Here is an 18798-nt window from a genome sequence, read left to right on the forward strand (position 1 = left end):
ATAGATTCAAGCAAGCCAACTTGTCGTCAAAATCGGTGTTGCAAAAACGGGAGTGACCATAGATTCCGTTTTCTGAGACGACCCCTGATCGGGCTGAATGAGCAGGAATTTCCTGGCGGCAAACCCGATGATGTTTACAGCGTTCGCACATCGATGAACACCCCTCCGGCCGAAGAGGAAATCGAGGAGGAACGTCGGCTGTTTTATGTCGGTATCACTCGCACAAAACAGCAGCTAAATCTGGTGGTCCCTCTTGATGAAGGGCTTGCGCGGTGGCTCAAAAACCGCTGGGATAGCACCCCGAAGAAGTCACCGATAGCTACTCGCTTCGTCTATGAGGCTGGCTGGACTGCTTGTGCGGTTACCAGTGATGCGATCTATAACAGCACGGTAGAGAAACAGAAGGCTGACTTCAGCAAGTTTCACCAATGGTATCTAAGAGATCTTCAGCGGCTAAAAGTCTAGGGCTACCGATACTTTTCGATTTCAGACAGGTGCTCGTTATCCAGATCAATTGTGGCTTTTCTTTCAGAAGCGAGCTTCTTCGCTCGCTTTGCATACTGAAGCCCCTTGGCTGGCTGCTCTCCGCGTAGGATCTGTTCAGCCTGCTTGCTCGTGCTGTGCCCCAGAAAGCGTTCGTACTGCTCGTCAGATACCTCAGTGCCGATCAGTCGTTCGATCCAGCCGCTTTTCGGCGGGTAACTTACGCCCAGCGCAAGCAACTGCCTTTTCTGTACCCACTATTTCCGGCGCGGCCGGCTTCAATCAAGGCTTTGGTTAGAACTACAGCCATTTGGGGACTCTCATACACAAACCTGAACCATGCGGGTCTGATTGGCGGTCAAGATAGCAGCGCATCGAAATCAACACTGAACTCTGCTTCTAAGAACTCAATCGTGGCTGGTTGGCTATCGAGCGATGCTTCCCGTGTAGACTCCAGTGCGCACTCCAATCGACGCAGCAGAGTAAACGGCAAAATGATCTTGCCGAAGTCGGTATGCTTGAAATCCCCCCCCACAGGTCTTCCGCGTTCTTCCAAATGAAATCAGCTTGCGAAGCAGCCGAACCTACGAACTCTGCCATCTTGGCCTCCAACCAACTTTTGCACGAAACGGCACATCTTCCAAAAGAGGGTTGTCAACCAAGTTTTGCACAAAACGGACTTTGATCCATTTCTAACTAAAATCTACAATCCAACCTCAGATTGCAAATAGCCTATGTTTATTACAGATGGTATGGTTCGTGTTTTTGTTTATTCGATGGCAACTGTACTCTTTCTGCCGCTTGGCTTGTTGAAAAGCACGTGGTGGTTTTCACCATTGTTTGCGATAGCTGCTATTGATTACTTAATGTTTCTGCGTCGACAAGGCTAGTTGCTGAACCTCATACCTCAGAGCAATCTGTATGTTTTTTACACCACTGGTTAAAAGGTCAGGCTACGTTCCTGACGTTTTTTAAAAAACAGTTTTATGTTTGATGCGTTACTGGTCTGTCTGGTAACCCAGTGGTACATTACCATTATTAAGGCTGGCTGGCGGTGGTGCATCATGCTTAAACGACCCTCTCTGAGCGTACTTTCCGACAGTCCTGTGCACCGCACCACTTACCCGGCAGGCCTATGTCTTGGTTATTCTTCGTTGTACCTTTTTCTTCAGCTTTATCCCTGACATGTCTGTCTGAACAGTTCTAAGCAAACCGGAATGTTGTCATGGCCAAAGTACAAGGGCTCTTTGTTGGATACCGAAAATTCGCTGTTGATCGCGACTGGCTTCGTCAGCAGGAAGAACAACGTTATCGGGATCGCCAGCGACAATTTGATGAATGGTCCAGGAAATGGGTCACTGTAACCAGGCTCAAAGAGACTCGTTTATGGACTGACGGAGCCATCAGGCGATGGTTGGGTGAACCTCAGCAGCAGGGTAAATATAAAGTTTTCCCCGTTGAAGCGGTTTTGGCTGCTGAGAAGTTGAATGAGTTTCGGCTCTGGCTTAAACCCCGACTGGAAAAGAAACGTGCCCAGCACCACCACTTTTTAATTCCATTTCTGTAAAGTAGAAACAACGGCAGTTCCGGCCGCATTCAAGGCTTCGGCATCTGGTCAGAAATAAAGCGCCATTTTTCAGTATAAGGGAGGTTAGATAGTGGAAGGTATTGAGACACTGAGTTTGCAGCTTGATGAGAATGAAACTATGGCCCTTGCTCAATTAGTTAAACGTCTGAGCTGGAGCGATCTTCGTGGCTGTGCTGTGAGTGACGAAGAAGCCTGGGTAATGAAAAGCGCAATTGAAAAATTACAACAGGCGTTAAGGGAAGAAGGTTATGCGCCTCGATGAGGCTGGCTTCGTTCTTTATTCCGATAACAAATTTGCTTAAGGACTAACTATGAGCCAGCACTGGTATGAGGTGAAAAGCAATCAGGGAATTGTTCAGGTGATTGTTGGGAGAAGATATTAATGTAATGCGTTTCTGCATTACATCAAGCAGATTAGCTTTTTCTGGTCAAAATAGACGATGTGATTTTTCTTTAGCCGAAGTCCATCCGCTCCCCACGCAACCGGTAAAGGTTCGCAGGTTTAATAAAGATAGGTTTCGTATCTCCCTAAGGGTGGGATAGGTAAACTCATAATGGCATCTGTGTTTACTATGTAAGTATTCGGGTAAAATTCATCTAATACAGTAAAGTTTAGTTTCTTACAAAAGCTTAATAAATATGGGTTTTTCACGTCTTCTATTACAACATCGCACCAGGGATTCGATTCACAGCAAAGCTTCAGAAAAGACTTAAACCATCCCTTGTTTTGTATTTCTTCCGGAAGCCGTACCACATGTATGGTCAGACAATCTCCATGATAACGATTAGTACTTTGTCTAAGCCCTACAACAATCCCCTTTTCTTGAATCTGTACACCTGCCTGATGCTCTTTCATGTCGGGCGTATAGTGCCTTGCTCTGTTTAACCAGGCCACCAGCTGCTGAGCCGTACTTGGTGATTCTTCAGCTATCCATTTCAGGTACTTGATGCGGTCCATATGCGCCTCCCTGTACGATTTCCAATGAACAAAGGCTCTACAGTATTAAGCTGCTGTAGAGCTCATTCAACCAAGCTCAAACTGTGCGTATTAAAGGATGCCTAACCTTTTTGTTTCATCGATCCACGGTCTGAATTCTTCCAGTAGATTATCATATAACTTTTCATCGCTAATCGAACCGAAATCATCCATGGCAAAGAAGTGGGTGTTATCAACCCGGCGGTCAGTAAAGTCATCCAGATTTTTGAGGATACCGTAGCTTGAACCACCCAGGCCGACAAACTTCCAGAAGATGGGGTAGTTGGCAGAACGCCGGATTGCATCTTTAATCGCCCGGGTCTTGCTGATCCCGCCATCGGTAATAAATACAACATACACCGGGATTTTCGAGTCCTTAAAGTAGTCGACTATTTCTTCCATCACAGGAGGCTCGTTGTTTGTCCCTCCGAGGCCCGGCAGGTTCTCCCAGGCTGAACGCTTTCCAGCCCCGCGAATGGACTGAATATATGTGTCCAGGTTGTCCAGTGTGACGTTTGGATACTTCTTATGCTTCTCTCCAAATCCCCAGACATCCATTTCACCGTCGTCGTCGAACTGGGCGGCAAGAACGGCGATGCGGTCCAGCACAGACTGAACGTTACCCTTACTGAACTGGCCACTCATTGAGCCGGATGCGTCAAGTACAAATGCAACCGCTGCCTCAAGGGTGTCCAGTTTATTTTTAGTAAGACTGACCGAGGCTTTTTTAGCGAGGCTTACAAGGCGCGGAGATCTGGTTTCCAGTTTCTTTTCCAGACTGATACGAGCAGGCTTTGCTGGCTGCGGAGCTGGCTGTGCGACATCAACGCCATAGCTAATGGCCAGAGGCTCAAGACCACCGTTGAAACCCTGCCCGAGCGCACGAAGCTTCCAGGCGCCATTGTGCCGATATACTTCACCCAGGATAATTGCTTTCTCACTGCGGCCCTGAGTCTCAGCCTGGAACTCAGCGATTCCTTGAGCCTGCATGCTCAACGAACTGAGCCCACTGATGGTATCTTCACCATCAATGACAACTGTGATTGCAATTTTACTGATGTTCGCAGGAACACGATCCAGTGCTATCTCAATGCTGGACTGCTGAGAACCGGTAACGAGCTTTACTGCCCCTTCAGGAGAAGACAGATTATTGTAAAAGATAAAGTCAGAATCGCCGCTGACCTTTCCCTGAGCATTAAGCAGGAACAGGCAGGTATCGGGTTCGCCTTTAAAGCCGGATTTGGTAGGGTACTGAAGATTCAGCCTGATCGCAGATTGCTGAAGTGGTATGTTTTGTCCGGATTGTAGATTCACATTAACTCTCCTGATTTTTGATTATTTTAAAGCGCAGCGTTTATATAGGTTCCCCTGGCTTAGTTCAGGACGCTGGATTTCTGGTGAGGCGTATATATGGTGTGACACCATATTTCATCACGTTGAAGTTTCTATACCTGTTGAATTGGAATTTCCATTGGTCGGGTATTTTATCTTCCAGAACCCGTGCCTTCATAAGTCGCAAACGTAACATATATCAGAGGGGCATGCTGTTGATATAAGGCACGGAATACAGGCTTTAACCAGCAACCAGAGAAAAATCCGTTTCCTGCCTTTAAAAGGCTCACGTCAGAATTAACATCTCTCTGCTTTCTGAGATTCCCGAACCCTTTCTGCCCCCCCCCTCCTGATAGCGGATCGCAACCAAAAAAAACCCCGGCATTGCCGGGGTATGATTCAGCGTTATTTTAGATGTTAACGCCGTGCTGGGAGGCAAGAGCCGCCAGGCCACCGGCAAAGCCCTGACCGACAGCTTTAAACTTCCACTCAGCGCCATGACGATACAGTTCACCGAAGACCATAGCGGTTTCGGTTGAGGCATCTTCAGACAGATCGAAACGGGCAATTTCCGTGCCGTTGTCGTTGTTGTAAACGCGCATGAAGCTGTTGCTCACCATGCCGAAGTTTTGTTTACGCGCTTCTGCATCATAGATGGTAACGGCAAACACCAGTTTTTTGATATCTGCTGAGACTTTGGTCAGATCGATTTTGACCTGCTCATCGTCGCCGTCGCCTTCACCGGTACGGTTGTCGCCCTGGTGCTCTACCGCGCCATCAGGGCTGGTTTTGTTATTGAAGAAAATGAAATGCGCATCTGACAACACTTTACCGTCTTCGCCTACTGCGAACACGGAAGCGTCCAGGTCAAAACCCTGACCATCGGTTACACGGGCATCCCAGCCTAGGCCAACCATAGCAACATTCATGGTTGGTGCTTCTTTGGTCAGAGATACATTGCCGCCTTTTACGAGAGAAACTGCCATTTTTAGCTCCTGCAAACAGTTGAATGAGGGCTGCATTAACAGCCCCGGGTAGAAAAGTTACTTTTTGATCAGGACGCGTTAATGCCGTACTGAGCACATACAGATGCCAGACCACCAGCATAACCCTGACCTACTGCGCGGAATTTCCACTCACCATTGTGGCGATACAGCTCGCCGAACAGCATGGCAGTCTCAGTGGACGCATCTTCGGTCAGATCGTAGCGAGCAACTTCAGTCTGGTTATCGTCATTAACCAGACGAATAAACGCACCGGATACCTGACCAAAGCTCTGGCGACGAGCCTGAGCATCGTGGATGGTCACAACGAAGATGATCTTGTCAACTTCAGACGGGACGGCGTCCAGTTTAATTTTCAGCGATTCATCATCACCATCGCCCTCACCGGTGCGGTTATCGCCGGTGTGCGTTACGGAACCGTCGGATGACGTCAGGTTGTTATAGAAGATGAAATCTGAATCGCCGCGCACTTTGCCGTTTGAGGCCAGCAGGAATGCTGAAGCATCCAGGTCAAAGTCCTGACCGTCTGTTGAACGCGCATCCCAGCCAAGGCCCACCAGGACGTTTTTCATTGACGGAGCTGCTTTACTTAGGGAGACGTTCCCGCCTTTGGAAAGAGAAACACTCATAAAATAACCTCTTCGATTAGTAATTGTTCAGGTTAACACTTAAGGGGATTAACTCCCCTTTTCCTCAGATTCAGGTTTGCCCGGGAACATGACGCTTGCGAGAATGCCCAGCGCCAGTACACCCAGTACAACATACAGGCTGGTTGTTGCCGCGATGCTGTAACCATGATGCCAGATGTGATCGGTCGCATTCAGGCCGAGTTTTGCCGCGATGAAGAACAGCAGCACGATAACGGCCTTCTCCAGATGAACCAGGTACTGTTTCAGTGCCTCAAGGACAAAGTACAGAGTACGCAGGCCCAGGATAGCAAACATCATGGCACTATAGACGATAAGCGGTTCACGACTGACGGCAATGATTGCCGGTACCGAGTCAAACGCGAACATTACGTCCGAGAGTTCAACCACAGCCACACACAGGAACAGCGGGGTCGCATACAGCGCCGCTTTTTTACCACGGCCAATGGTGACATCGCTGTTTTCTGGTTTCGCCAGTTCAGCATCCACTTCCTTCTGGTTAAGCAGGAAGGCATGCCCTCTGAGCTTCGGCCAGATAGGGAAGAAGCGTTTAACCATGCGGTAAGCCAGATGCTGGGAGTAATCCTCAATTTCATCATCGTCATCACCGCTTTTAAGCATCATGACCGCTGTCCAGGCAACGATAATAGCGAAGACAACTTCAACATACGGCCCCAGACTCAGCAGGCTCGTACCGATGGCGACAAAGATGCCCCTGAAGACAATGGCACCAATGATCCCCCAGTAGAGAACACGGTGGCGATAACGATCCGGAACGGCGAACCAGGAGAAGATGGCCATCATGACGAACAGGTTATCGACCGACAGCACTTTCTCCAGCGCATAACCCGTGACAAACAGACTGGCAACCTCAGCACCGTGGTGGATATAGAGGAAACCGGCAAATGCCATCGCAACCACAACCCAGAATACGGACCAGAGCGCCGCACTCTTCAGCGAAATAGGCTTGTCATCACGGTGCATAAACAGGTCAATAAAGATGGCACCGACTGAAAGCGCAATAAAAACAATGACCGTTTCAGTCGGGAAGCCGATGTGTGTGGAAACCATATTTTACCCTTAGGGATGTGGATCAGAGGCCAAATTCAGCCGGGTCGAAGCCCAACGCGATAGCGATCTCGCGGGAGGCCAGTTTCTCGTCCTGATCGAAGTTACCGTCACTTTTCGCAACGGCAATACCAACACGTAAGGCCAGCTGAGCGGCCTCAGGCTGATCTTTCAGCGCCAGGATGTATTTCATGGTTTCGCCCTTGCCGATTTCAACATCGAAATCGAAGCTTGAAACCAGTTTATTGAAGAACTCAATCACCTCATTGGTATCGAAGACCTTCAGCTCTTCTGAAGAGCGCAGAAAGCCCATCATTTTCTGCTTTTCTTCCGAACTTACGCCGTCACTCGATACGGCAATACGGGCACATACAGCAACGGTGCCCTGCATGAATTTTTTGTTTTTGAAACGGCCAACCTGGCGGGTCAGTTCGTCACGGCCTGAGTTAATGGCACCTTTAACTTTGTCGAAAAAGCTCATACCTGTTTCCTTTGTTGCTGTGTTATTTAGAACCGGCGCTCCAGCGAAATCCCCAGCCAAATGCCCGGTCCATTTCGTCCTGGCCTTTGAAGTACTGGTTAATTCGCTCGACTTTAATTGCGCCGTTTTCGTTTACGAGTCTGGCAATGGCGCACAATGTGCGACGGTTTTCACCTTCGGTCAGGCGGGTCTCAATGGGCGGTTGATCCGGCACATGAATGGTGACCACACCATCAGTCTTGTCCCAGCTGGGAACACCTTCATAAATAAAGGCGTAAATCAGCACTTCGCGGATATGCTTCCATTCACGTCCATTGATATGCAGCCACTCGCCGTCTGATACATCACCCGTCCGGTCATCGCCCTTGAGCTGAACATACGGTTCATCGCGATAATCACCGAATGCATTACCGAGCGCCTGAATGACCGATTTATACCCGTCCTGAAGCTCAACAAAGGCCCCCAGATCCAGGTCGATTCCTTTGGAGCCGAACATGCCTGCAAAGCCTGATTTGCCGCTGCCCCGGTGCCAGTTCAGGTTGATCCGGATTTCACCGAAGTTATCCCGTTTGGTCAGGCTGATTGCAGGCTTCTCTTTTGTCAGCGATACCTTGCTCAGGCTGATTTTTGTCTCAACTGGCGGAGGGGTTACAACCGGAGGAGTCGGGGCTGCGGGAGCCGGTTCGTCGGCAATATTTACGCCGAAATGCTCTGCCAGCGGTTTAAGTCCACCGTTGAACCCCTGCGCAACGAAGCGGAATTTCCAGTCATTATTACGACGGTAAAATTCACCCAGAATTAAGGCTGCTTCCTGACGGCCGCTCAGTTCGACACTGCCGCTAACCAGGCCGGTAGCCCCTTGCTCCACGTCGATGGAAAGATTACGAAGACCGGACACCGTCTGCCCACCGTCACAGGTCACGGTGAACGCAATTTTCTGGACATCAGGTTTCAGCCGGTTGAGCGCGACAGTAAAGGTTGAGTACTGGCCTTCACTGACCAGGCTGACGGTACCATCATCGTTACGTGGCTGACCATAAAACACCATGTCCGCATCACCCTGCACCTTCCCGTCGGCATACAGGCGAAACGCCGAAGCATCCACCTGGCCGCCCGAGGTGATCCGGACCCGCAACTCCTGGGCTGGAACGGGGGCATTGCCCCCCGGCGTCAGGTTCATTAGCGAATAACCGCTGAAACGATATCGGAGTGCATATCGTCAATTGTGCGGCCGCGACAGGCATGGCCAAGGGCGGTAAAGTCCCAGTTGCCGTTATTACGGCGCAGCGAAGAAATGACGATCCCGGTATGTGAGCCCTGCTCAGTCAGCTTGTAGCGAGCCAGCTCTTTGCCGGTTTGATCGACAACGCGGCAGAACGCGTTTTCGACGTCATTGAACGACTGACCACGGAAGCTGTTTACCGTAAACGCCAGGTATTCAACGTTTGCAGGCAGTCGGGAGAGGTTGACATTAATCACCTCATCGTCACCGTCACCTTCACCGGTCAGGTTATCGCCACTGTGCACAACAGCGCCGCAGGTGGATTCCAGTTTGCGGAACCAGATGGTGTCAATTGTTTTACCGGTGCTGTCCATTAATACGCAGCCAGCATCGAGATCGATTGAGTCGTTGCCTCCAAACAATCCTCCAAGAAGACCTTTTTTCTTAACCGGATCCCAACCGAGACCGAAATGAAGCTGGCTTAATGCAGATGATTCTTTGCTGAGTGATACCGTCTGGTTCTTAACTAATGAAACCATGTTTTATTCCTTAAAATGGTAATGACCGAGACAATCAAAGGTATATTTAGTAACTGACGAAGAAAATCATATCATGATGAAGTTCTCTGACAAGGGAAATTTTGGTAGTTTTCTGTAAAAACACAAAAAGAAATCCTTTTCAGGGTGTTAATTTTCTAAGTTTAATTTAAATATCAATGTGTTATCAGGAATCCAAAAAACCTGACGCACTCCATAACCACAGGAGTTATAAATCATATTATGATTGACATGTAGCTTAGACACTCATAGACTCACTTCTCAATCATAAATTTGCATGGCGTTCCGGATAATTAAAAAAAATGAACAAGAAAATTTGGTTTATGGAAGGTTTATCCTCCCAGCGAGATATTATTCAGGGGGTAAAATCATTTGCAAAAAAAAATAATTTTGCCATTACCGTTTTTGCCTCCCACCGTAACGAAAGAAATGAAATCCTTTCCGTTGCCGACTATTCTTTGACTGAACCTGAAGATCCTCAAAAACGTCTTCAGTTTATCCAGGAAACCATTCAGTCCTACGGCATCCACCATATTCATACTGGCCGTAACAGCCAGTGGTTTGAAGAACACCGTTCAGCCATTGAATCGACCGGTGCCACCCTTACTACCGGTGCAACGGGCGTCGACTGGTTAACTCTGGCTGACGAAAAAGTTACTTTTGCTCAGTTTATGGAGCAAAAGGGTCTCCCGGTCGTACCATCCTGGCGGGTGAATACGCTGGCAGAATTAAAAACACACCTCGCGGCCCCGCCGTTCACTGACAGCCCGGTATGCGTGAAGCCGGTGACGGGTATCTATGGCATGGGATTCTGGCGCTTTGATGACAGTGCTTCGCCTATGGCCGTCTTTAATCATCCCGAACATCGTCTGGTCAGTCCGCAACAGTATATTGCAGCAGCATCAGCTGCTGAGTCGTTTAAACCCCTTGTTTTGATGCCGTACCTGCCAGGCCCGGAATTTTCCGTCGATATCCTCGCGGATAAGGGCGAAATACTCGCAGCCGTGGGACGCCGTAAGGAAGGGGTTATCCAGTATCTGGTAAACGAAGGAAGCGCCTGGGAACTGGCGTGTGACTGCGCCAGGGTTATGAAGGCCGACGGGCTGGTGAATGTTCAGACGCGAAACGATGTGAATGGCAACCCGGTGCTGCTTGAAACCAACATGCGTCCGTCAGGGGGGGTGGGTTATACCCTTCACAGCGGGGTGAACCTTCCTGGGTTATTTGCTGCCTTTAAGCTCGGTCTGATGTCTGAAGATATGGTGCGCCAGAGCGCTAAAAACACCTTTTCTCCGGTTGCGGTGAGATCCATTACGGATGTAATTGCATACCCGGAATCACTCTCTAACCTTCTGAATTAAGGCGTATTTATGTCTGATATCCTCGAAGATATGATTTATCGCCGTACCCTCTCATGCGGTACGATTCAGGTAACCCGCGACCAGGGTGAAGTTTCGCTCGATGACCTGTTTGACATCGCTGAAAGACGTAACCCGAAACGCGCCTTTCTGTTTGTCAGCAAAGTACTCGGCAGGCACATTCCCGTGCCACCCTCAGTCATGCGGCAGGCCTACAGACAGCTTGCCAGCCAGTTCCCCTCGACACTGACAGGACCCGTACTGTTTATCGGTATGGCTGAAACCGCCGTTGGGCTTGGGGCCGGTGTATTTGATGAAGTGCGCCACCAGCATCCTGAATCTGTCTATCTGACCTCTACCCGTCACCCGGTTGATGGCACGTTGCTTTGCGAGTTCAAGGAAGAACACAGCCACGCCACCGATCATCTGATCTATCTGCCAGATGATGAAGAGAAAAGACGTCGTGTTACCAACGCACGAACGCTGGTTTTGATTGATGACGAGGCAACCACCGGTAATACCTTTATTAACCTGCTTTCAGCCCTGCGTAATACCGGCAAGCTTCAACATATTGAACAGGTTATAGCCGTTACGCTTACCGACTGGAGTGGCAAAGCCTTGTCCGAGCGCAGCACCTTACCAGTCACTTCGGTTTCTCTTGTAAGCGGTAAGTGGGGATGGACCCCATTACCTGATGCACCTGTCCCGGACATGCCGAAAGTCAACGTAACTTCACGAGGAGAATGGGACATCCAGGGAAAACAGTCCTGGGGCCGACTGGGGATGCTCGCACCTGCGGCCGATCTCGGCCATGAGGTCTCCGTCCACAAGGGGGAACGTATTCTGGTTCTCGGGACCGGGGAATTCGTCTGGGAGCCGTTCCTGCTTGCTGAACGGCTCGAAGCTGCCGGAGCACAGGCATTTTATGGATCGACCACCCGCTCCCCTATCGCCGTTGGTTATGCCATTGAGTCCGCCATTTCCTTTACGGATAACTACGGGCTGGGCATCCCCAATTTTGTCTATAACGTCGCCCACCAGCAGTTTGACCGCATTCTTGTGTGTACTGAGACACCCGCAGAAAGTATTGACACGCAGCTTCTTAAAGCGCTGGCTGAGGTTGCGGCCGTCGTGGAGATTGTTACCTATGAATAAACCCGTTGTTCTGAGCGACCTTGACGACACGCTCTTTCAGACCCGTCGTAAAATGGTGGACGAGCTGGCCCTGGAGCCATTCCGTACCGGTGCCGTTGATCGCACCCTGAATCCACGAAGCTTTATGACGGAAGAACAGTCCATGTTGGTGGACTGGCTCCTGGAGCAGGCTGAACTCATACCCGTTACCGCACGGGGAACTGAAGAAATCAGCCGCGTACGGATCCCTTTCCACTCCTGGGCAATCACCACTCACGGGGCCGTCATTCTCACGCCAGAAGGCAAACCCGACGAGGAGTGGAAGGCCCATATGCTCGGCCAGCTGGCTCCCTATCAGGAAAAGCTGACATCGATGCAGCGTCTGATCACTGAAATGATGGACGCAAAAGGGATCAATGCCTGGGCAAGGCTGAACTTCGAATACGGTGAAACGGCGGTTTATATGGTGATGAAGCACCGCGACAGCACCCGCCTTGACGAGCTCAATGCCATTGCAGATGAGATAGAAACGGTGTTTCCGACCGAGGGCTTCTACATCCACCGCAACAGTAATAACGTGGCCTGGCTTCCCACCGCGGTTGAGAAAGGGCTGGCAGTCAGATGGCTTCTTGAAAAACTTCGGGCTGAACGCGGAGTCTTCCCCGTAATTGGTCTGGGCGACAGCCTGAGCGATCATCGTTTTATGAAACTGTGCAGCTGGTTTGGCATCCCGCGTCAGAGTCAGTTTGCAGATGCCATTTCACAGCGAATTTTTGGAGAAAATTAAAATGCAGCCACATGACACATTTACCGGCTCATACCAGCCCGGTGACGTGGAATTTCTGCTAAAGCCGGTAGTCATTGAGATGACGCCGGTTGAGCAAAAAGAAGAGCTGATTCAGTCAGGGAAGAAACATTATTCGGACATGCTCAGTCAGGAGCCAGCGCCAACACAATGGCATCTTGATTTGTTTCACCGGGCGCTGGATCGGGGCGCAGAGAGACTTGCAAAAGAAGTCACACAGCTCGCTATTGCTCTGGCCGAACGCTTCGGTGATGAGCCCATTGTACTGGCCAGTCTCGTCAGAGCTGGCGTGCCGCTCGGCGTTATGCTGCACCAGGCCCTGCGTGACATGGGGAAAACCTCATGGCATTACGGTATCAGCATTATCCGGGATCGTGGAATTGACGGTGCAGCCCTCGACGTCATTGAAGAGCGCCATGGTACCAGCGGTATTGTCTTTGTTGACGGATGGACAGGTAAAGGCGCAATTACCGGAGAGCTTGTACGCGCACTGAAAGATCGCCCGGGCTATCCTGAGCAGCCGCGACTGGTTGTCCTGGCCGATCCCTGTGGCTGCTCCTGGCTTGCAGCCAGTGATGATGACTGGCTCATTCCTTTTGGCATCATGGGTGCGCCGGTATCAGGCCTGATCTCCCGGTCAGTATGGTCCTCTGAAGGATTACATGGGTGCATGGTTTGCGAGCATCTCAGTGAATTCGAATGCAGCCGGATGCTTGTCGATACCGTCGCCCATTTCCGTAAGAAGTTAACCCCGTCATCCCTCGCTACCCTGAGCTGGAATATGGAGTCAGCCCGGGTCTTATGGCAGACAAGTCGCGACGTTATCGCGTTCCTGGCCGATGAATTTAAAGTGGACAGCGTCAATCGTATTAAACCCGGTATTGCTGAAGCAACCCGGGCTGTATTACGTCGGGTACCGGACCATGTATTTGTGCGTTCTATTGACGACCCGGACGTTGCCTTGCTTGTAGGGCTTGCTCGTGAAAAGGGAATAGTTGTTACAGAAATGGGGGGAACCCTCGGCCAGTATCGGGCTGTAACCATTATCAAGAAGGTACTCTGATGAAAAATCGTCTTTCTCCCTGGAATCTGGGAGCCACGCTATACATGCCTGCAACACGGGAAGATATTGCTGATGCCGTCCTGCACGGGAAAATCCCGGGTTTGCGCTCTCTGGTGATTTGCCTGGAGGATGCTGTCAGTGAAGCAGACATCCCCATCGCCCTCAAAAATCTGGAGCACCTGCTGCACGAGCTCAGTAACAGCATGCGTAGCCTGGGTAAAAATGACTGGCCTCTGGTGTTCATTCGCCCTCGGCATGCCGAAATGGGCAGATGGTTAAAAGCGCATTATGATCTTTCCGCTGTCGATGGGTTTGTGTTGCCGAAATTTACCCTCAGTTCGTTAGCTGAATGGTGGGATATCATGGGCGGGACTCACCTGTGCATGATGCCAACGCTGGAAACAGAAGACGTCTTTGACGTGGTTCAGATGCGCGAGCTGGCCACTCGCCTGGTGGAACATCCCTGCCACGACCGCATTATTGCGCTTCGAATCGGCGGCAACGATCTTATGAACGTTGTGTCGCTTCGCCGCCCCCGGGACCTGACGCTGTATGACAGCCCGATGGGCTACGTCATCAAAATGCTCGTTTCAGTCTTCGGCCCGCGTGATTTTGCCCTGACCGCGCCCGTATGTGAGCATATTGACGATCATGCCGTTATGGCCAGAGAGCTGGCTCTTGATATGGCACATGGGCTTGTTGGGAAAACGGCCATTCACCCGGGTCAGATAGAGGTCATTCAAAACGCGCTGATGGTCACTCAGGGTGAGTATTCTGACGCTCTGCGGATCCTGAACTCTACCCAGGCCGTGTTTAAGTCGCAGGGAGCAATGTGTGAACCCGCCACACATCGCCGCTGGGCGGCTGGCATTCTGGACAGAGCTCGTTTTTATGGGTTACAGAACGAGCAAAGCGCTGATGGAATCAGATTACTTACCGTGACCCAGCATCATTAAGGAAATCATAATGGGGTTCAGGTTCAGAAAGTCGATCAACATTATTCCTGGCGTTCGCCTCAACCTGAGTAACGGTGCACCGAGCCTGAGTGTCGGGCCGAGAGGTGCTTCCGTTTCTTTTGGTAGCCGGGGGACCTATGCCAATCTGGGCTTGCCCGGTACCGGGCTGAGTTACCGTACCCGGCTTGACCGGGCCGCGCGTTCCGGAGGTGGAAACCGGACGGCAACCGACCCGGGGCTCAGACAGGCGCTTGAGCAGGAAGCCGCTGAACTCATGTCAGCGGTAACCGCAATCCGTAATATTCACGAGCTGACGCCGGATCCAAAAACAGGCATCAGCTGGGCAGAGCTGGAAGCAGTATACCTGCATAACAGAACGTCGCCTTTTCAGGTTCCGGCACCGGTGCGTCCAGAAAAGCCAGACTACCTTGCATTGCCGGAAAAGCCTGCCGAGAGCGAAGGCATTAGTTTTCTGGGTAAATGGTTTGAATCGGAATCAGCTAAAGCTGAGCGCCACGCCGAAAATCTTCGCCGGTGGCAGCAGGAGCTGATTGATGTGGAGCGTGAGAATACCCTTCGACAGCACCGGTACCAGCAACAACGGACGGCCTGGGCCGAACAGTATGCAAACTGGAAGTTTGAAGCAGAAGAACATGAAAAACGGCTCGCCACGGCTCAGGCAGATGCCCGGCAGCAGTTCCGGACAGACGCCGCGTTTTTCGAATCATACCTGGCGGGTGTGCTGGCAGAAACTGAATGGCCGCGTGAAACGATTGTTGCATTTGAAGTAAAGCCGGAGCTATCAGCAGTCCTGCTGGACGTTGATTTAGCTGAGATTGAAGATTTCCCTGATAAGATTTACGGCGTTAATGCCCGGGGCACGGAGCTGACGGAAAAAGCCATGACGCAAAAAGCCGTACGCGAAAACTATGCCCGCCACGTCCATGGCTGCTTGTTCCGCCTGGTCGGTATCGTTTTACATACGCTACCTTTCGACAACGTGATTGTGTCAGGCTTTACGCAACGGGTCAGTAAGCGGACCGGCTATCTGGAGGATGAGTATATCCTGTCCTGCAAATGCACTCGCAGCCAGATGTCGTCAGTAAATTTTGCAGGCATAGAACACATTGATCCGGTTGAAGCGTTAGGCGATCACCCGGTTATTCGAAAGATGAGCAGTACCTTCATTTTTCAGCCTATTGAACCACTAACCCTTTAAGCAGGCTAAATCTTACGATGCAATTAAATACCAGACAGGCCCGGATTTTTAAGCTTGCCAACTTACTGGGCACCGGCAAGCCCGTTTCCGCTGCCGACATTATAACCAGTCTGGAATGCTCAGAGCCGACATTAACCCGGGCCCTCAAAGAGCTACGCGAGTCATATTCTGCGGAGATCAAATACAGCAAGGCAGGTCATTCCTACCATCTCGTTAATCCGGGCCAGCTGGATAAAAAGACCCTTCGCCGGATGAATGAAGCGCTCGCACAGAATGCTGAACTGAAAACCGGTGAGTCTACAGGGAAGGTCGTACTCGATAAGGATAAAAAAACAGCCGTGTCCTTATCGCTACGCATGCGGATCTTAAGAAAAATTGACCGTCTGGCTGCGCTGAGTGGCTCGACCCGAAGTGAAGCGGTAGAGAAGCTGGCTCTGCACTCCGTTGACGAACTGATAAAAGAATACAGCGCTAAAAAGTCCTGACGCTAAATCTCAGACCGGGGTGAAAACCCCGGTTTTGTCATATTTTACCTCTGTATTGGCGTGACGTAGTTTTGATCTATTCTCCTCCCGCAATGCCAGCAGCGCCTTACTGACTACAAAACCTGGTGTCTTGACATCCTCTTGTGCTACACATCAATCTTTGGGCGTTTTACACTCCATTCATGCAGATCTGTGATGTATGATGAATTTCATACATAAGACAGTTTATTTGTCCGAGTTTTTTCAGAAATCTTATATTCCAGTCCGGTCTGAATTATTTTTCTGTTGATAAGAGGCCATTCACATGTCGGTAATTCTATGGTGGTTAACTTATTTCTTTAATGCCGCTTCTGAGTATTTAATCTCCACCCGACAGATGTCGTGCCGTTTTATCAAATCAACAAACCCTGGCCTCTTCCTGAAACTACTCTCCTCTTCCGATCTCTTAAGAAGGAATTACATTTGAGACGCTTACCCGTATATCTGCTACTCGACACGTCCGGCTCTATGCACGGAGAGCCTATCGAAGCGGTTAAAAATGGCGTTCAGACGCTGCTTACCACGCTGAAACAGGATCCGTATGCACTCGAAACGGCTCACGTGTCAGTGATCACCTTTGATTCTTCAGCCCGACAGGCAGTCCCCCTGACAGACCTCCTGAGTTTCCAGATGCCAGCACTAACAGCCAGCGGCACCACGTCTCTTGGCGAAGCGCTTTCCCTCACGGCCAGCTCCATTGCCAAAGAAGTACAGAAAACGACGGCTGACACTAAAGGTGACTGGCGTCCCCTTGTATTCCTGATGACGGATGGAAGTCCGAATGATGACTGGCGTAAAGGCCTGAATGACTTTAAAGCGGCCAGAACCGGCGTTGTTGTGGCATGTGCAGCCGGGCATGATGCCGATACCAGCGTCCTCAAAGAAATCACTGAAATCGTGGTTCAGCTCGATACAGCTGACAGTTCGACGATTAAAGCTTTCTTTAAATGGGTCAGTGCGAGCATTTCGGTAGGCAGTCAGAAAGTGGAGTCCAGCAAAAAAGAAGTGATCGGTCTTGAAGACCTGCCACCGCCGCCGCCAGAAGTAAATGTGGTCTTATAATTTTATTGATTAAGGGGATATCATGTCTGTCAGTCTGAGCAAAGGCCAGGGCGTAAGCCTGAAAAAAAATGAATACGATCTCTCGTCCGTTACTATCGGCCTCGGTTGGGATATTAATGAGGAAAAGAAAGGTTTTCTCGGCGGGATCTTTGGTAAAAAAGAAGAAGAATACGACCTTGATGTGATCGCTTTCCTGTGTAATTCAGCCGGAAAGGTGACCGATCTCGGCAATGTGGAAAATGGTAAACCAACGCTTGTGAATGGCGATATCATCTTTTTCAACAGCCTTCGCCATAAGTCAGGCAATATCTGGCTGACGGGCGATAACCGAACCGGAGCCGGTGACGGTGACGATGAGCAAATTATTGTGCGCCTGAATTCCCTTGACGCTCAGTACGAGAAAATTGTGTTCATCGTTCAGATCTACAATGGTGAAAAGCTCCAGCAGCACTTTGGTAAAGTTCAGAATGCCTTCATCCGGGCAGTAGATGCCCGTAATATTGAAATGGCACGATTCGATCTTTCTGGCGGACCCGCCTTCGCCAGCCAGCGCTCCATGGTCTTTGCCGAGCTGATACGCGAGGCTACAGGCTGGAAACTCAGGGCAATTGGTGAGCCTTCAGAATCAGATTCGTTTGTCTCGCACCTGAGGAATTACATGTGATGCGCCGCCTGCCTGTTTACCTTGTTATCGACACATCCGGCTCGATGCGCGGTGAGTCAATCCATTCCGTTAACGTTGGAATTCAGGCGATGCTTAGCGCTCTTCGCCAGGATCCCTACGCCCTCGAAAGCGTTCATATCTCCATTATCACCTATGACAATGAGGCGCGTGAGTTCATTCCTCTCACGCCGCTGGAAGACTTCCAGTTTTCTGACATCGTTGTGCCAAGCGCAGGCGGGACGTTCACCGGTGCTGCCCTTGAATGTCTGATGCAGTGTGTTGAACGGGATGTACGTCGCTCAGATGGTGATACCAAAGGAGACTGGCGTCCTCTGGTATTCCTGATGACTGATGGAACCCCTTCTGATGCCCTGGCGTACGGTGAAGCGGTAAAAGCGATTCGCGGCCGGGGATTCGGATCCATCATTGCCTGCGCCGTTGGTCCTAAAGCAGGCCATGAGCACTTAAAACAGCTCACCGATAAGGTTGTGTCTCTGGAGACGCTAGATTCAACCGCGTTTGCAGGTTTCTTTAAATGGGTATCGGCCAGCGTGTCTTCCGGCAGCACAAGCGCGGGGATTAATAACGGAACTGATACCCTTCCCCCTCCTCCACCAGAAATCCAGCTGGTGCTCTGACAGACAGAAAGGTGCTG

Annotated in this window: 22 protein-coding genes and 1 pseudogene; 13 read left to right on the forward strand and 10 right to left on the reverse strand. The window is 50.5% G+C overall.

Features of this window, described 5'->3' with window-relative positions:
* On the forward strand, positions 1-465 hold a 465-nt coding region (locus tag QMN38_RS21540), incomplete at its 5' end, for a 3'-5' exonuclease (RefSeq protein ID WP_274597327.1).
* Between the two features lie 2 nt (positions 466-467).
* Here the strand turns inward: QMN38_RS21540 and QMN38_RS21545 are convergent.
* Both QMN38_RS21545 and QMN38_RS21550 read right to left on the reverse strand, forming a co-directional pair.
* Positions 468-722, reverse strand: coding sequence for a hypothetical protein (locus QMN38_RS21545; protein ID WP_000880375.1), 255 nt, complete (start codon positions 720-722; stop codon positions 468-470).
* 140 nt (positions 723-862) lie between these two features.
* Positions 863-1083, reverse strand: a pseudogene (locus tag QMN38_RS21550) (type I restriction-modification system subunit M N-terminal domain-containing protein); the annotation flags it as partial.
* Between the two features lie 625 nt (positions 1084-1708).
* On the opposite strand from QMN38_RS21550, the gene QMN38_RS21555 reads away from it, so the two are divergent.
* Both QMN38_RS21555 and QMN38_RS21560 read left to right on the forward strand, forming a co-directional pair.
* Positions 1709-2050 (forward strand): hypothetical protein, encoded by a 342-nt coding sequence (locus tag QMN38_RS21555; protein WP_001151572.1) that lies wholly within the window; start codon positions 1709-1711, stop codon positions 2048-2050.
* 91 nt (positions 2051-2141) lie between these two features.
* Entirely contained in the window at positions 2142-2333 is a 192-nt protein-coding gene (locus QMN38_RS21560) for a DUF7706 family protein (RefSeq protein WP_000398479.1), read from the forward strand.
* Positions 2334-2573: 240 nt separating this feature from the next.
* Here the strand turns inward: QMN38_RS21560 and QMN38_RS21565 are convergent, their stop codons facing one another.
* The 8 genes from QMN38_RS21565 to QMN38_RS21600 form a co-directional block, all read right to left on the reverse strand.
* Entirely contained in the window at positions 2574-3029 is a 456-nt protein-coding gene (locus QMN38_RS21565) for a hypothetical protein (protein ID WP_000374058.1), read from the reverse strand.
* A 90-nt stretch (positions 3030-3119) separates the two neighbouring features.
* The gene (locus QMN38_RS21570; RefSeq protein ID WP_001053340.1) at positions 3120-4361 is read right to left on the reverse strand and encodes a vWA domain-containing protein; all 1242 of its coding nucleotides are present in this window, start codon (positions 4359-4361) and stop codon (positions 3120-3122) included.
* Between the two features lie 428 nt (positions 4362-4789).
* Entirely contained in the window at positions 4790-5365 is a 576-nt protein-coding gene (locus QMN38_RS21575; RefSeq protein ID WP_000301247.1) for a TerD family protein, read from the reverse strand.
* A gap of 68 nt (positions 5366-5433) precedes the next feature.
* Positions 5434-6012 (reverse strand): tellurium resistance membrane protein TerD, encoded by a 579-nt coding sequence (gene terD, locus QMN38_RS21580; RefSeq protein ID WP_000116680.1) that lies wholly within the window; start codon positions 6010-6012, stop codon positions 5434-5436.
* A gap of 48 nt (positions 6013-6060) precedes the next feature.
* Positions 6061-7101 (reverse strand): tellurium resistance membrane protein TerC, encoded by a 1041-nt coding sequence (terC, locus tag QMN38_RS21585; protein ID WP_000255079.1) that lies wholly within the window; start codon positions 7099-7101, stop codon positions 6061-6063.
* 22 nt (positions 7102-7123) lie between these two features.
* Positions 7124-7579 carry a tellurite resistance TerB family protein gene (locus QMN38_RS21590; RefSeq protein ID WP_000007449.1) on the reverse strand — a complete coding sequence of 152 codons (456 nt, stop codon included), beginning with the start codon at positions 7577-7579 and terminating at the stop codon, positions 7124-7126.
* Between the two features lie 22 nt (positions 7580-7601).
* Positions 7602-8759, reverse strand: coding sequence for a TerD family protein (locus tag QMN38_RS21595; protein WP_001054786.1), 1158 nt, complete (start codon positions 8757-8759; stop codon positions 7602-7604).
* Positions 8759-9340 (reverse strand): tellurium resistance-associated protein TerZ, encoded by a 582-nt coding sequence (locus QMN38_RS21600; RefSeq protein WP_000254137.1) that lies wholly within the window; start codon positions 9338-9340, stop codon positions 8759-8761. Before QMN38_RS21600 ends, QMN38_RS21595 begins: the two co-directional genes overlap by 1 nt.
* 320 nt (positions 9341-9660) lie before the next feature.
* Between QMN38_RS21600 and QMN38_RS21605 the strand changes: the two genes are divergently transcribed.
* From QMN38_RS21605 to QMN38_RS21650, 10 genes are all read left to right on the forward strand, one after another.
* Positions 9661-10719 (forward strand): ATP-grasp domain-containing protein, encoded by a 1059-nt coding sequence (locus QMN38_RS21605; RefSeq protein WP_012695441.1) that lies wholly within the window; start codon positions 9661-9663, stop codon positions 10717-10719.
* 9 nt (positions 10720-10728) lie between these two features.
* Positions 10729-11871 carry a phosphoribosyltransferase domain-containing protein gene (locus QMN38_RS21610; RefSeq protein ID WP_001280115.1) on the forward strand — a complete coding sequence of 381 codons (1143 nt, stop codon included), beginning with the start codon at positions 10729-10731 and terminating at the stop codon, positions 11869-11871.
* The gene (locus QMN38_RS21615; RefSeq protein WP_001040058.1) at positions 11864-12637 is read left to right on the forward strand and encodes an HAD family hydrolase; all 774 of its coding nucleotides are present in this window, start codon (positions 11864-11866) and stop codon (positions 12635-12637) included. The genes QMN38_RS21610 and QMN38_RS21615 overlap by 8 nt, the downstream gene beginning before the upstream one ends.
* 1 nt (position 12638) lies before the next feature.
* On the forward strand, positions 12639-13718 hold the full coding sequence (locus QMN38_RS21620) for a cysteine protease StiP family protein (RefSeq protein WP_001585166.1): 1080 nt from the start codon (positions 12639-12641) through the stop codon (positions 13716-13718).
* A complete protein-coding gene (locus tag QMN38_RS21625; protein WP_011152965.1) occupies positions 13718-14674 on the forward strand; it encodes an HpcH/HpaI aldolase/citrate lyase family protein in 957 nt (318 codons plus the stop codon). The genes QMN38_RS21620 and QMN38_RS21625 overlap by 1 nt, the downstream gene beginning before the upstream one ends.
* Positions 14675-14684: 10 nt before the next feature.
* Positions 14685-15893 (forward strand): DUF4236 domain-containing protein, encoded by a 1209-nt coding sequence (locus tag QMN38_RS21630; RefSeq protein WP_011152964.1) that lies wholly within the window; start codon positions 14685-14687, stop codon positions 15891-15893.
* Between the two features lie 17 nt (positions 15894-15910).
* Positions 15911-16378 carry a tellurium resistance protein TerW gene (terW, locus tag QMN38_RS21635; protein ID WP_001176767.1) on the forward strand — a complete coding sequence of 156 codons (468 nt, stop codon included), beginning with the start codon at positions 15911-15913 and terminating at the stop codon, positions 16376-16378.
* A gap of 462 nt (positions 16379-16840) precedes the next feature.
* Positions 16841-17479: a vWA domain-containing protein gene (locus tag QMN38_RS21640; protein ID WP_001253657.1), complete on the forward strand. Its 639-nt coding sequence runs from the start codon at positions 16841-16843 to the stop codon at positions 17477-17479.
* Positions 17480-17501: 22 nt separating this feature from the next.
* A complete protein-coding gene (locus QMN38_RS21645) occupies positions 17502-18143 on the forward strand; it encodes a TerD family protein (RefSeq protein WP_000116681.1) in 642 nt (213 codons plus the stop codon).
* Positions 18143-18781, forward strand: coding sequence for a vWA domain-containing protein (locus tag QMN38_RS21650; RefSeq protein ID WP_001253658.1), 639 nt, complete (start codon positions 18143-18145; stop codon positions 18779-18781). Before QMN38_RS21645 ends, QMN38_RS21650 begins: the two co-directional genes overlap by 1 nt.
* Positions 18782-18798: the final 17 nt, after the last annotated feature.

It is taken from the genome of Citrobacter sp. R-1.5.2 (genome assembly GCF_035064245.1).
Classification (GTDB): domain Bacteria; phylum Pseudomonadota; class Gammaproteobacteria; order Enterobacterales; family Enterobacteriaceae; genus Citrobacter.